This window comes from Photobacterium sp. Hal280, from assembly GCF_037162255.1.
Lineage (GTDB): Bacteria > Pseudomonadota > Gammaproteobacteria > Enterobacterales > Vibrionaceae > Photobacterium.
This window is the reverse complement of record NZ_JARLUO010000001.1, coordinates 572,432-586,118: the sequence shown is the minus strand read 5'-3', so window position 1 is coordinate 586,118 and position 13,687 is coordinate 572,432. Positions and strand designations below refer to the sequence as shown.

Genomic DNA, 13,687 nt, shown 5'->3' with positions numbered 1-13,687 from the left:
ACGACAATAAGAGCGGCGTCGGGTGAATAACAATAAAGGGTGTGGTGATGAAAATAAAACTGGCAACCCTGGCACTGGCAGGATTAATGGTCAGCACAACCGTAAGTGCTCTGGACTATTTCCCAAGCCGAGGCGCATACAACGTAAAAGTGCAAAGTTATCAGGAGAAACTCTTTGGTGATGTGATGCGCCAGCAGTACGACTTTAGTTGTGGTTCTGCGGCGGTGGCTTCACTGATGACGTATCACTACGGTATGGAGACCAATGAAAATACGGTATTCAAGTCGATGTTTGAGAAGGGAGATCCTGAAAAAATTGAGAAACAGGGATTTTCCATGTTCGATATGAAGAACTATATGCAGTCTGTTGGCCTGGATGCGAATGGCTACCGCCTGCCGCTGGAAAAATTTAAAACCCTTGGGGTACCCGCCATCACCATAGTTAATTTCGATGGTTACATGCACTTTGTGGTGATTAAAGGCATCAACAGCGACCAGATCATTCTGGGCGATCCGTCACGCGGCACCATGGTGATGAAGCTCAGTGAATTTAAACCTCATTATCGCGGCTCGGTATTGCTGGTGAAAAACAAAGTAAAAGAGGGACGCGAGAGTTTCATTACCCAAGAAAACTACAGTGTATACAACCCTTCACCAGTATCTGATGCTGTCGCAAGGGACTCGCTGTCAACGTTCAGTATTACATTGCCGGGTACAAACGATTACTAAAAGGCAGAGGCTAGTATGAACAAGCTATCTTACTATGTTGTAGCAGCCACCCTGGGAGGTGCTGCTGTCATGGCAACGACTTCCGCGAACGCATTCACCAAGCCATCGAGTTTGTTGGTATTGAATGACTCGGGCATGATTGCCATGACCCAATCGGAAATGTCTGCAATCCGAGGTGGCTTCTCGGCGGAAGGTTCGCTGATAAGCATAGGGCTGAGTATCATCACGGCCCTGAACGGCGAAGAAATTCTGCGCTCACACATTGCGAATTTCACTATCAGCAACGGGTTGCTTACCACCACGGCAGGCTCCGCCTATTCCAGCGGCGAAATGCTCACGTTGAAGCAGGTGGGGGATAACAACTCCTTTGAACGGCCCAGTTTATTACCCAACAGTATCATGCAGGTGGTGCAAAACAGCCTGGATGGCAGCAACATTCGTATTGAGAGAAACATAGACATTGATGCTGATATTAACGGATACATCCAGAATAGTGTACTAAAAAGCCGACTTGAGAATGCGATTTTGCATACAGGATATTGATATAACTTCCTTGTTATTTGTGTTGTGAGTGTAAAGGTACAGCAGACTGCTGTACCTTTTTTGTATGCAGTTTTGTCCAGTCATGCATACGGTCGTAAAAAGTTCCAGAATTGCCTCGAATCTTAAACTGCTGAATATTGGCTGATTATGTTGTGAGAAGGCGTTTCTTGAGACAATTCTTACTATTGATACCACGCGTAACAGAGGTTTCTTGCCTATATTTTCAATGAACATTAATAATAAATGTGCATTGAAATGAAGGTGACTTCTGATGGTAGGTCAATGTCAAAATAAAGCACTGAATGGCAGACTAGTGGCAATAGGATGTAACTACGAGCCTTGGATAGCGCTTCTCGAACAGTCAGGTTGGAAAACCCAGTGCTGTTATGATTTAAGAACGGTTGATTCAATCCTGGAAGAATTCAGCCCATGTATTTGTATCGTTGATTTAAGCAATAATGATTTTAGCTTAAACAGCATATCTTTGAGGGCAAATAAAACTAAACAAGTGAGATGGATTGCACTGATTAAAAAAGATCAATTGAAAACAGATGCCATATGTCAGTTTATCAATAACTTTTGTGTCGACTATTTCACTGTACCCGTACCAGGCAGCCATCTGCTGGATACCGTTGGTCATCAGCTGGGCATGCTGGATATTGAATCCAGTTCCTGGCACGAGATTACCACCCAGCACGAAATGGGCTTGTTTGGTGAGTCAAAAACAATCAAACAATTACGTGACATGGTTCGTCGTGTGGCGTTAACAGAAGTTAACGTATTTCTTACCGGGGAGAATGGCACGGGCAAAGAGCTGATAGCCAAATCGATTCATAATCTGTCTAAACGCAAGCATGCCCCCTTTGTGACAATTAACTGCGGGGCACTCAGCAAAGATGATGAAAAAATGAACTTCCTGAGGCATGTGTCCAGGCTTGATGAGGAAGGCGCCGGCTTTAACGGCACCATCATGCTGGATAATGTGGAAGAGTTAACCAAAGAATTTCAGGAATTACTTCTGTCCTTTATTCAAGCACCCGGCAGTGATTCCCTGGACGGTGACTCGGCCTGCGATGTTCGCATTATTGCGGCAACCAGTGCAGATCTGGACGCTTTGGTGGCGAAAGGCGAATTCAGCAAAGAATTGTTCTATCGTCTGAATGTCTTCCACATCAAAGTACCGACCTTGCGAGAGCGTGGTTCAGATATTTTCTTGTTAGCGGAAACCTTTCTGCAGAAATTCGCCAAGGAGTACAGCACCATGGCATCGAGTTTCTCGGAAGACTCCAAGCAACTCTTGCTGCGCTACAGTTGGCCGGGTAATGTCCGTGAGCTGATTAATCAGGTCAAACGGGCAGCGTTGCTGGCGGAGGGGAACGAAGTAAGGGCTGAGCATTTTGATTTGCCCAGCAAGGCAAACTTCAAGCAAAGCCTGCGTAATATCAAGGATGAAGCAGAGAAAGACGTGCTGGTGGCGGTACTGGAAACGCACCGGGGTCAGGTTGCCTCGGCGGCCAAAGATTTGGGTGTGTCGCGTGCCACCATGTACCGGCTGCTGAACAAGCACAATATTGTGCCTGATGTACGCCACTATAACTCTTCGTTTATGCGTGAATAATCCTAAGCAGGAAGTGAAACACCCCGGACTTTGGTGCGGGGTGTTTTTTTATACGGTTAGAACGGGATGACATTTTTTAGTGAGACAACAGAATAATTTCGTTGTGCTCATCTGAATCTGTGTTGGTGTAGACACACTCAGGCTGGTCAACCATAAGCTCATCCATGGTTGGCACAACAAGTGTTGCCAGGTTGATACTGTCCATTTGTGTTCCTTACTTCTTCGCTTTACTACTTAGCTTGGTTTCTGTCTCTGTCTGCCAGAAACACTAGGTGTTTGAGATGACATTAACATGACAAAGCGGCGATGTGCAGAGCCGTTTGGCTATCATTGACTCTTGTTCACAAATTCGTCGTCCACAAATCAATCGCCCACAAATAAGTCCGGGACCTGATTAGCCGCTTTGATTAAAGGCCGGAGCCCGGCGGCAAAGGAATATCCAGTACCAGCGGGCAATGATCCGACAGCGTTAAACGGCTGACATCATGTTTGGAAAACGGATACTGATAGACTTTTCCCTGTCTGAGGGCACCGGCAATGTCGGCTGACGCCACAAAGTGATCGATCAGGGCGGTGTATCGCCGGTATTCTGACTTGCGTTTGGCGCGGTTCAGACGAACATAGCATGAGGCGTTCACGTCTTTTGTCAGCAAATGGACAGAATGGCGATCTGAAGAAGAAGCGCTCAGGGAGCGATACAGCCAGTCACCGTTGTCGGCCATGCGATGATTAAAGTCGCCGCTGATCAAAAACGATTCTTTAGCGACCAGCCGTTGATCAATCCAGTTTTTCAGTACGCCGGCCTGATAGCTCAGGACACGGCAGGACGCAGACTGCCTGCTGATCTTGCTGGTGTAACAGCCAGACTTTAAATGTACGCTGAGCAGGTGTATCGGCGTGCCTGACTGAGGGTGGACAATCACATAGGTCCCGTAGCGAAGGCGGCCTTTTCTGGCCCGTTCGCCTGACTTGGGCGCGGTGCGGATATTCAGACTGGCGATATCTTGCGGGTCACTGACTGTCAGAGATTGCCGGATAGCAAAACCCGTGTACTGATTGCCGTCTCTGAAGCTTTCACTGGCTTTGCCGTGCCGGTCGGAAAGGTAGAGCGAGTACTGGCCTTTGGGCAGAATACGCTCAACGGTTTCCTGACTGTCTGCTTCCTGAAACGCAATAATGTCCGGTGAGATCCGGCGGATCACGTCAGTAAAGTAGGCATAATCGGCATCGGTGCGGGTTACCCGGGGCGTGCCAAACCATTCCAGGTTCCAGCTCATCACAGTGAGCGATTGCGGTTGTGGCTGTTCGCGGCTAACAGAGGACAGGCTGTCTGATGCTTGGCTGAAAACGCTGAATAAACTGACACAGAAGATCAGGATAAGCGCGATCCCAAGATTGGATCTGACTCTGTTCATCCTTATGACTCTTGCCGCCATCAAACGCTCTCCTGCACTGAAATGAAACACTTATCAAAGTGTAACCGACATTTATACATTCCTGATTCAGATCAAAGCAAAGCTGCGGCATCTGTCGCTTAATGCACAACATATTGTGTCTTGTGATAATAACAATGTGCTTATTTTGTGTTTGTGGGGTGTGTGGTGACAGTGTACAAGGACAGCGACAACAGGCTGGAAGCGATGTTGCAGGATATTCGCGGACTGATGGGACAAACCCATGCTGAATTGTTGAATGAAAACGCGAACAAAGACAGCAGAGTCATTCCAACTCAGCGGGATTTATTGGCCGGAATTGTGGCAAAACACTATGCCCGTCAATTTTTGCTGCCTCAGGATATTGCCGATGCGCACGACAGTGGCGATCTGCACTTTCATGACCTGGATTATGCGCCATTCTTTCCCATGTTTAACTGCATGCTGATCGACCTGGAGACCATGCTGACCCAGGGTTTTAAGATGGGCAATGCGGATATAGCCACGCCCCGGTCAATTTCAACGGCAACGGCAGTGACTGCCCAGATCATCGCTCAGGTTGCCAGCCATATTTATGGGGGTACAACGGTCAATCGTATCGATGAAGTGCTGGCACCTTATGTCACCAGCAGTTATCAAAAACACCTGGATATTGCCCGGGAGTGGGAGATCCCCGATGCCAGAGCATACGCCAGACAGAGGACGGAAAAAGAATGCTTTGATGCCTTTCAGTCACTGGAATATGAAGTAAATACGCTGCATACCGCCAACGGACAGACACCTTTCGTCACCTTTGGCTTTGGTCTTGGCACGTCCTGGGAGTCGCGTCTGATCCAGGCATCCATCCTCAAAAACCGTATTGCCGGCCTGGGAAAAAACAGAAAAACGGCCGTATTCCCTAAACTGGTGTTTGCCATGAAAGACGGCATCAACCATAAACCGGAAGACGGTAATTATGATATCAAGCAGCTTGCGCTGGCGTGTGCCTCAAAACGCATGTACCCCGATATTCTGAATGTCGAGCAGGTTGAAGCGGTGACGGGCTCGTTCAAAACGCCCATGGGGTGCCGCAGTTTTCTGGATCGTTTTGAAACCGATGGCAAGGTCGTGCATGAAGGGCGGTGTAATCTGGGAGTCGTCAGCCTGAATTTGCCCCGTATTGCGCTGGAAGCCTGCGGTCAGGAAGAGGTCTTCTATCAGTTATTGTCAGCACGTTTACAGCTCGCCAGGGAAGCACTGGCGTACCGAATATCATCGTTAAACGGCGTGAAAGCCAAAGTGGCGCCCATTTTGTACATGGAAGGCGCCTGTGGCGTACGGCTTGGCCCTGAAGACGAAGTCAGCGATTTGTTCCGACACGGCCGGGCATCGATTTCCCTGGGCTATATTGGCTTACATGAAACCATCAATGCCCTATATGGCAGTGATGTGCATATTTTTGATTGCCCAAACCGGCAGGAAAAAGCGCTGGCCATCGTTCGTTTTCTGCGACAAGCCGTCGATAGCTGGAAGCAGGAAACCGGTTACGGGTTCAGTTTGTATGCCACGCCCAGTGAAAACCTGTGCAGCCGTTTTTGCGCGCTGGACAGAAAACAGTTCGGTGAAATCAAAGGGGTAACGGATAAAGGTTACTACACCAACAGTTTTCATCTGGATGTCGAAAAGAAAGTGAATCCCTATGACAAAATCGATTTTGAAATGGCTTACCCCGCAGTCTCCAGCGGCGGATTCATCTGCTACGGTGAATATCCGAATCTGCAGCACAATCTGGAAGCACTTGAGAATGTGTGGGATTACAGCTATTCCCGGGTTCCTTATTACGGGACAAATACCCCGATTGACGAATGCTACGACTGTGGCTTCTCAGGGGAGTTTCGCTGCACCAGCAAGGGGTTTACCTGTCCTGCATGCGGCAACGGAGAACCGGCCAGAGTGTCTGTGATTCGCCGGGTCTGCGGCTATCTTGGCAGCCCGGATGCACGGCCTTTCAATGCAGGCAAGCAGGAAGAAGTTCGTCGTCGTGTCAAACATCTGTAACACTCGGGAGTGAGAGTGAACTTTCATCAATACTATAATTGCGATGTGGTCAACGGGCCGGGTACACGCTGTACCCTGTTTGTCTCAGGCTGTGAGCACCAGTGCCGGGGTTGTTACAACCAGTCGACCTGGCCGGTTAGCAGCGGCAGGTATTTCGATCAGCAAATGGAAGATGCCATCATTGCTGATTTGCAGGATACGCGTATTTTGCGCCGGGGATTGTCATTGTCCGGTGGTGATCCGCTTCATCCGGCCAATCTGGACAGCATCGGCCAATTAGTGAAACGGGTCAGACAGGAATGCCCGGATAAAGATATCTGGCTGTGGACCGGGTATTTGATGGAGCACCTGACCGCAGCGCAAAAGCGGGTGACATCTTATATTGATGTGATGATTGATGGCCCGTTTATTCAGCCGTTACATCATGGATCACTTATCTGGCGGGGCAGCAGTAACCAGCGGGTATTGCGCAAAGCCGGGCCGTCAGGTGCATGGGTCGAAATGAACAATTATCAACAGCGTTGATATTAACCCATTCAATTTCCATGGCTTTTATTGATAATTGCTAAAGTTATCCACTGTTTCTGTGTATAACTGTGGGAAAACATAGTGCATGAATAATACCGGGGTGGATAAACCCAAGCTTAAAACACCGACCAGTGCTGGGCTTGGCAGGGAATTTTCGGTACACTTCGCCACCCGATTCAAACAAAGAACGACTCGAGTCCTGCTATGTCACGAACCATTATTTACACCTATAAAGATCAGGAAAAGCACATCAGTTTTTCCTACAGCCAGTTTCGTTCCATTCATGAGGCGGTTGCCGCTGCAGAAGGGATTGATTTAACAGGATATCTGAAAATGGAGCAGCAGGTAGAAGCTGTGTCCAGTGGCGAGAAGGCAGTAAGAGACTTTCGTGACAGCCATTTCCGTAAGCTGGGGTTCGGCAAAATAACGCTGGCGCCGAAACAGCATCGCGGCATTGGTGAAAAATAATTTATCTTTTTGCTGTACGCAATTGCAGTAAGCGATAAATCCACCAACCTGCCAGAGCGGCCAACAGATGCTTGATGCTGTGGCCGCTGATCCACGCTCCAGTCAGCAGATAGATGTTTGTATCCTGCAGTTCGGCAAACTTAGCGAACCCATATGTCACCAGCGCGGCCAGATAGTATCTGCCACCGGGTCGTCTTTCGTTATACAAGATCAGAATCAGTGGCAAATGCACAATGGGCAGCAACTGAATCAGAATATACGCACTTAAATCCGCAACGCCTCCCTGATAGGTCGTCATCAGATACCAGTACACCACGGCAAGCAGCCCGTAGACATTCAATGGGAACAGCAATCGCTGTCCTAACCTCGGTGAGATATACTCGCTTAAGACGATGCAATACAAGTTAACAAAAGCCAGGCTGAGCGGAATGCGATCCAGCATTAATCCGAACGGATCGGGCGAGAGATGGTAAAACGCTGAGCCAAGGCTGGTGGCAAGCAGGGCCTGAAAAAACAGAAAATACGCGCTGGATATTTCTGGTTCGATAACCTGATCGGCTTGTCGCGACGGGATCTGGCTAAGCAGCCTGATCCCCAGCAACCCGAGCAGGGCAAACGGCAGATTAGAAATGACGTTAGTGAAATTGTTGATGCCAAATCGCTGGTGATTATCGGCATAATCGTAAAAGTTGGCTGGCTGGATGATCGGTGCCCAGTACAGGGTCACAACAATGAGTAACAGGGCCGACCCAATCAACAGCCCCGCTTTGAGTCGAACCGATCCAGGCATGACAATCAATGGCTGCTACTTTTTCATCGCGATGAAAGTATGAATGTGCCATTGGCGTTTTTCGCCCGTTAACCGTGAAGAGACTTCATGGCGTTGCTGCCAGGACACCACGTAGAACTGACTGAACAGTCTTTCCAGCTCTGGCTTGCTGTGCGTCATTATCTTATCTGAAAAGTCAGAATCATCACCATTCATGCCCAGGAAGTGACCGCAGAAGATCCCCCCGGATTGAGGCACTGCACGATTTTCTGCCATACACCGTAAAAATCTGTGCGCGGACAGAAGAACAATGACGCACTGGCATTGACCAGATGGGCTTTAGGAAAGCGGTACTCGCTGAAGGAGCAATGCTGCAGATCCAGCAGCGGATTCGAGGCAGCAAGAGGATGGGTGGATAACTGCCTCAGGCTATCCAGATTATTGTCAAAGGCATACACCCGGTAACGCTGCTCTAACAGATAGAAGGTATCTCTGCCATGGCCGCATCCGCAGTCAACTGCCACTTTCCCTCTGAGTCGCTCACCCAGTAATTGATGTGCTTCAACCAAGTGCGTACGGGGCGCTTGCAAAGCGGATGGAAACAGATAGGTTTGCCAGTCTATGGTGGCCATGTATACCTCGATAATGCTCACTTCGTGGTCATTTCAAGTATAAGCTGCGCGTGCTGAAGCCAACGTTCAATTGTTAGACACAGCGACAATCTTTGTTCATCCGCTTCTTGCGAATTCGCAGGCCAGTCATCTATGGTCACGGCAGGCGGGCAGAGGTCAAAGCCGTTGCGCCATATCAAGAATTTGATCTTACATTGCGCACAAACTTTGCTACTATTTGCGCCAACAAGCCCGCGAACCAGCGAGCCCCCAATCAAGAGAGAAATCATCATGACGAAATTAACTGCAGACGTACAGGCGAATGCTGAATTGTTCTTCACTGAGTCGAAAGAGACGCATGTGGTGTACGGCCTGTGCAATGAAGAAGGGGATTGGCTGTCTGTTGACTCAAGTGAGTTTGAAGAGTCGGAAGTGATGCCGTTCTGGTCTACCGAAGCGGATGCGAAATTTCATTGTGTGGAAGAATGGGCTGAATTTCAGCCATCTCAGCTGCCATTAGACGTGTTTGTACAGGACTGGATGATCACGCTTTCTGAAGAAGGTGTCCTGGTTGGCCTGAACTGGAACCAGGAGCTGGAAGGTGCTGAAATGGAACCGCAGGAAGTGGCGAAACAGTATCTGTAATCCCCTTCAAAGATTCAGTGAAAACCGCCGGCTGGCGGTTTTTTTGGCACTATTTTTTATCAAAGCAGGTAATGATGGATTCAAAACGTTATCAGGCCGGGCTGGACAGGCTCAATGAACTGGACCCGGGAGCAGAACAGCATTTGAAGGACACCTTTCAGGCCATTTGTCCTGAGCTGGCTGATTTGATTATCAGCTTTCCCTTTGGTGAGGTGCTTTCCAGAGAGGGGCTGGATTTCCAGACCCGCGAGCTGGCGACCATTTCAGCATTAACGGCAATGGGCAACTGCCAGCCGCAACTGGCCAGCCATATCAAAGGCGCACTTCATATCGGCTGTCAGCCGCAGCAGATTGTTGAAGTGATACTGCAGATGGCCGTCTATGCCGGTTTTCCGGCAGCGATCAACGGCATGACAGTGGCAAAAACCGTGTTTCAGGAGTCGGGAATCCTATCCACTGAACTGAGCGACTGAACTGAAGCGCTCTGTCAGCCAGTTTGAATGCTAAACTTGTAAGAATCTGATTTTAAAGATAATGAAACCGAAGCGTCATTAAGATTGCACCCAGTTGTAACACTCCGCGCTCAGTATGTGTGCCCGTTCACACATAAAAGCTGATAAGAAACTTAACTGGGGAAGTCTGATGAGCAAGGCAACATTCGATCCAACATGTTACAACAAGAGTGGCAATGAAACGTTTCAACAGGTGCTGGATAAGCACCTTTCCCGCCGTACCGCACTGAAAAGCACATTAGGTCTGGGTGCACTGACCGCATTGAGTACCTTTGGTCTGGCTGGTTGTGGCAGCGACAGTGGCTCTGGTAAATCTAACGGTGGCTCGGGGACAAATCCTGAAGTGCCTGGCCGCAGCACAGCCGTGCTGAATTTCGACTCCATCCCCGGATCTTTACTGGACGCCGTGGCAGTTCCGGCTGGCTATTCTGCTCAGGTACTCGTCCCCTGGGGCACACCGTTAAATGATAAAGCCAGCGCCTGGGATAGCGCGGGCAATAATTCGGCGGATGATCAGGCAAATGCCATGGGAATGAATCATGACGGCATGCACTTTTTCCCGCTCAACGACGCCGCTGATGATGGTTTACTGTGTATTAATCATGAGTATATCGAGCCGGATGCGCTACATCCCAACGGGCCGACGACAGATGCTGGCACCAATCTGCGCACCAGCGCTGAGGAAATCCGCAAAGAAATCAACGCGCACGGCGTCAGTGTGGTACGTGTAAAACTGAATGGTAATCAGTGGGCAATCGTCGATAACGATCCGCTGAACCGCCGTTTTACGGCAGCCACTGTGATGGATATGGCCGGCCCGCTGGCGTACACCAGTTATCTTGAAACCCGTTTTTCTCCGGATGGCAGCCAGACCCGCGGTACACTCAATAACTGTGGTAACGGCTATACCCCCTGGGGCACCTATCTGACCTGTGAAGAGAACTGGCCGGGTTATTTTGTGAATAAAGGCACCAAGACCGAAGAGCAGAACCGTATTGGTGTATCGGGCTCGGCCACACGTTATGGCTGGGATGATCTGGCGGGTGATGCGGATGAACGACTGGATGAATTTACCCGGTTTGATGTGACTCCAACCGCTGCAAGTGCCGCCGCCGATTATCGCAACGAAGCCAATGGCTTTGGCTATATCGTTGAAATCGATCCCTACAGCCAGAATGCCCGTGCGGTCAAACGTACCGCTCTGGGGCGTTTTCGTCATGAAGGTTGCGCGTTCGGCAAGCTGGAGGAAGGAAAGCCGATTGTTTTCTATTCGGGTCATGATTCTAAATTTGAATACATCTACAAATTTGTCTCTGACGCGGTTTGGGACCCGGCAGATGCCAATCCGTCGAACCGCCGCGCGGTGGGCGATAAGTATATGGATCACGGCACTTTGTACGTGGCGAAGTTTTCAGAAGACGGCGCCGGGATCTGGTTACCCCTGACCATGAACAGCCCGACCACAGGGGGGTGCTGGGCGATACCTTTGATTCCTTAGCGGCTATTTTGCTCAATACCGCCGGGGCGGCTGATCTTGTGGGCGCGACGCCTATGGACAGACCTGAGTGGACCACAGTGGATCCGTTTACAGGCACTGTGTATCTGACGCTGACCAACAATTCAAGCCGCACAGAGGCCAATGTCGCAAACCCGCGCCTGAAAAACTACTTTGGTCATATCATCCGTTGGGATGAAGGCAGTGATGCGACCTCGTTCAGCTGGGACATTTTCCTGTTTGGTTCACCTGCCGATGCAGATGCCGAGACCAACCTTTCTGGCCTGACGGAGTTGAATATGTTTGCCAGCCCGGATGGCCTGGCATTTGATGAACGCGGAATCCTGTGGGTGCAGACAGACAATGGGGCGGCGGATGTCACCAGCTATACCAATGATCAGATGCTGGCGATTGTGCCTTCAGCCATGGTAGACGAGCAGGGGCAGCAGCAAGCGGTGAACGGCAGCAACCAAACCCAGCTGAAACGTTTCTTTGTCGGTCCTAACGGCTGTGAAGTGACGGGCTTTGCGATCAGTCCTGATTATCGATCTGTCTTTATTAACATTCAGCATCCGGGGAACTGGCCGTATTCCGACAATGCGGCAGAACAGACACCGTCTGGTCAGACGGTTCGCCCGCGTGCCGCCACAGTCGTGATTCGTCGTCATGATGGCGGAGAGATTGGCATCTGATGTCAGCGGTCTCTTAACTTTTTATCAACCCGCAGCCAGGCTGCGGGTTTTTTGTGGTAATTGCATTTGATACCTTTCTTTCAATCGCTTTCCTTTAATACATTGCTTCGCGACTTTTCCAGACTGACATTTCATTAAAATTCATCCTGATGCATAATAGGTCGATGATTTTTAAAGGATGTTTGAAGCGTCTTTCAGATTGGCCGCATCTACTTTCAGGATTGAGATCGAATGAGAAATGCAGGTGTGAAGGTTGTTCTGCTGGTTGTTTTGAGTGTGGTATCTGTCGCTGTTCAGGCGGCGTCATCACAGTCGCCGGGATGTGTGATTTTGTTGCATGGCCTTGCCAGAACAGCAAACGCCATGGATCCCATGGCAAAGGCACTGGCGCAGGCAGGGTATCAGACAGTGAATATGGATTACCCGTCGACAAAAGCAAACATTGAGACGCTTGCCGAGTCAGTCATTCCGCAAGCGTTGTCTCAGTGCCAGCACAATGAACCGGTTCATTTTGTTACACACTCAATGGGCGGCATCTTAGTCCGGCAGTATCTGTCGGCAAATCACATAGCAGGCCTTGGCAGGGTCGTGATGCTCGCGCCACCCAACAAAGGCAGTGAAATCGTGGATGCGATGCGTGATTTTTCGCTGTATCAGTGGATTTACGGCCCGGCAGGGCAACAACTCGGCACGGATGAGGCCAGTGTGCCTAACAGGCTCGGACCGGTCCAGTTTGAACTGGGCGTGATTGCCGGCAATTACAGTATCAACCTGCTGACCTCCTGGCTGTTGCCCTTGCCTCATGACGGTAAAGTGTCGGTCGCCAGTACCCGGGTCGAGGGCATGCAATCACACCTTGTTCTGCCGGTCAGCCATACCTTTATCATGAACAATCACGAAGTGATTGCTCAGACTCTGGCATTCTTACGTCAGGGCCGCTTTATAGATCATTATTAAAAGATTCAAGGATCGCCCGCATGTTTGTACTTCCTACACCACGGTTAGCCTTAACGGATTTCCTGCCGTCAGATACAGATGCGTATCTGGCGATGGCCCAAGATGAAAAGTATCAGCGTTTTTACAGCGAGCAAGATTGCAATGAGAAGACTATGCGTGATCTGGTCACGCTGTTTGTTGCGCAGTCCAGAGAACGTCCCCGGACGAAATATCAGTTAGCGATTCGCATGGCGCAAGGCAAGGACCCCGTGTCTCCTTTGATCGGTACTGCAGGATTACGCATGGATGATCAGGGGAATGCATCGGTTGGTTGTGGTTTATTGCGTGCCTGTCATGGGCAGGGCATTGCCGAAGAGGCAATGATAGGGTTAGTCAACTTTGGTTTTGAACATTTAGGCATTCACCGGGTGTATGCAGAAACCTTGGCGGCCAATAAAGCGGCAATAGCACTTTGCCGTCGTCTTGGTATGATCGAAGCCCAACGCTTGCCTGCCCACCATGATTTTAAAGGACGCAGGTGGGACGCTGTGATCATGGAAATGGATCTCTGCCGCTGGAAAAACACGGGACTGTCTTTCGCTGCGCCCGGATGTGGAAATAGCCTCGCCTGAGCGGATTGTGCCTGGTGAGGGATGGATGTTCAGGCTGATG

At 49.8% G+C, this 13,687-nt stretch carries 14 protein-coding genes and 2 pseudogenes; 11 read left to right on the top strand and 5 right to left on the bottom strand.

Annotated elements, in window-relative coordinates:
- Positions 1 to 47: 47 nt before the first annotated feature.
- The 3 genes from P4S53_RS02940 to P4S53_RS02930 all read left to right on the top strand — a co-directional run bounded on the left by P4S53_RS02940 (position 48) and on the right by P4S53_RS02930 (position 2,889).
- Complete coding sequence (locus P4S53_RS02940) at positions 48 to 728, top strand: C39 family peptidase (RefSeq protein ID WP_337111307.1); 681 nt, start codon at positions 48 to 50, stop codon at positions 726 to 728.
- A gap of 15 nt (positions 729 to 743) precedes the next feature.
- Positions 744 to 1,271 carry a hypothetical protein gene (locus tag P4S53_RS02935; RefSeq protein WP_337111306.1) on the top strand — a complete coding sequence of 176 codons (528 nt, stop codon included), beginning with the start codon at positions 744 to 746 and terminating at the stop codon, positions 1,269 to 1,271.
- Positions 1,272 to 1,542: 271 nt separating this feature from the next.
- Positions 1,543 to 2,889: a VpsR-related response regulator gene (locus tag P4S53_RS02930; RefSeq protein WP_337111305.1), complete on the top strand. Its 1,347-nt coding sequence runs from the start codon at positions 1,543 to 1,545 to the stop codon at positions 2,887 to 2,889.
- A 76-nt stretch (positions 2,890 to 2,965) separates the two neighbouring features.
- On the opposite strand, the gene P4S53_RS02925 is transcribed toward P4S53_RS02930, so the two are convergent.
- Together P4S53_RS02925 and P4S53_RS02920 are read right to left on the bottom strand one after the other, a co-directional pair.
- The gene (locus P4S53_RS02925) at positions 2,966 to 3,094 is read right to left on the bottom strand and encodes a hypothetical protein (protein WP_255558089.1); all 129 of its coding nucleotides are present in this window, start codon (positions 3,092 to 3,094) and stop codon (positions 2,966 to 2,968) included.
- A 202-nt stretch (positions 3,095 to 3,296) separates the two neighbouring features.
- A complete protein-coding gene (locus P4S53_RS02920; RefSeq protein ID WP_337111304.1) occupies positions 3,297 to 4,304 on the bottom strand; it encodes an endonuclease/exonuclease/phosphatase family protein in 1,008 nt (335 codons plus the stop codon).
- Positions 4,305 to 4,535: 231 nt separating this feature from the next.
- Between P4S53_RS02920 and nrdD the strand changes: the two are divergent.
- The 3 genes and pseudogenes from nrdD to P4S53_RS02905 form a co-directional block, all read left to right on the top strand.
- Positions 4,536 to 6,359, top strand: a pseudogene (gene nrdD, locus P4S53_RS02915) (anaerobic ribonucleoside-triphosphate reductase); the annotation flags it as partial.
- Positions 6,360 to 6,374: 15 nt separating this feature from the next.
- Complete coding sequence (gene nrdG / locus P4S53_RS02910) at positions 6,375 to 6,884, top strand: anaerobic ribonucleoside-triphosphate reductase-activating protein (RefSeq protein ID WP_337111303.1); 510 nt, start codon at positions 6,375 to 6,377, stop codon at positions 6,882 to 6,884.
- A gap of 207 nt (positions 6,885 to 7,091) precedes the next feature.
- Positions 7,092 to 7,355 (top strand): DUF2960 domain-containing protein, encoded by a 264-nt coding sequence (locus tag P4S53_RS02905; RefSeq protein WP_120512255.1) that lies wholly within the window; start codon positions 7,092 to 7,094, stop codon positions 7,353 to 7,355.
- 1 nt (position 7,356) lies between these two features.
- On the opposite strand, the gene P4S53_RS02900 is transcribed toward P4S53_RS02905, so the two are convergent.
- Genes P4S53_RS02900 through P4S53_RS02890 form a run of 3 tightly spaced genes read right to left on the bottom strand, consistent with a single transcriptional unit; the run spans position 7,357 to position 8,777 of the window.
- Positions 7,357 to 8,112 (bottom strand): ceramidase domain-containing protein, encoded by a 756-nt coding sequence (locus tag P4S53_RS02900; protein WP_337111302.1) that lies wholly within the window; start codon positions 8,110 to 8,112, stop codon positions 7,357 to 7,359.
- Between the two features lie 48 nt (positions 8,113 to 8,160).
- On the bottom strand, positions 8,161 to 8,304 hold the full coding sequence (locus tag P4S53_RS02895) for a hypothetical protein (protein ID WP_337111301.1): 144 nt from the start codon (positions 8,302 to 8,304) through the stop codon (positions 8,161 to 8,163).
- Between the two features lie 32 nt (positions 8,305 to 8,336).
- Positions 8,337 to 8,777, bottom strand: a complete 441-nt coding sequence (locus P4S53_RS02890) for a class I SAM-dependent methyltransferase (RefSeq protein ID WP_337111300.1) — start codon at positions 8,775 to 8,777, stop codon at positions 8,337 to 8,339.
- Between the two features lie 249 nt (positions 8,778 to 9,026).
- Here P4S53_RS02890 and P4S53_RS02885 point away from each other — a divergent pair, with 249 nt between their 5' ends.
- From P4S53_RS02885 to P4S53_RS02865, 5 genes and pseudogenes are all read left to right on the top strand, one after another.
- Complete coding sequence (locus tag P4S53_RS02885; protein WP_027254236.1) at positions 9,027 to 9,380, top strand: DUF2750 domain-containing protein; 354 nt, start codon at positions 9,027 to 9,029, stop codon at positions 9,378 to 9,380.
- Positions 9,381 to 9,454: 74 nt separating this feature from the next.
- On the top strand, positions 9,455 to 9,853 hold the full coding sequence (locus P4S53_RS02880) for a carboxymuconolactone decarboxylase family protein (protein WP_337111299.1): 399 nt from the start codon (positions 9,455 to 9,457) through the stop codon (positions 9,851 to 9,853).
- A 169-nt stretch (positions 9,854 to 10,022) separates the two neighbouring features.
- Positions 10,023 to 12,079: pseudogene (locus P4S53_RS02875) on the top strand (PhoX family protein).
- A gap of 231 nt (positions 12,080 to 12,310) precedes the next feature.
- Positions 12,311 to 13,036, top strand: a complete 726-nt coding sequence (locus P4S53_RS02870) for an alpha/beta fold hydrolase (RefSeq protein WP_337111298.1) — start codon at positions 12,311 to 12,313, stop codon at positions 13,034 to 13,036.
- A gap of 20 nt (positions 13,037 to 13,056) precedes the next feature.
- On the top strand, positions 13,057 to 13,647 hold the full coding sequence (locus P4S53_RS02865) for a GNAT family N-acetyltransferase (RefSeq protein WP_337111297.1): 591 nt from the start codon (positions 13,057 to 13,059) through the stop codon (positions 13,645 to 13,647).
- The last annotated feature ends 40 nt before the right edge of the window (positions 13,648 to 13,687 follow it).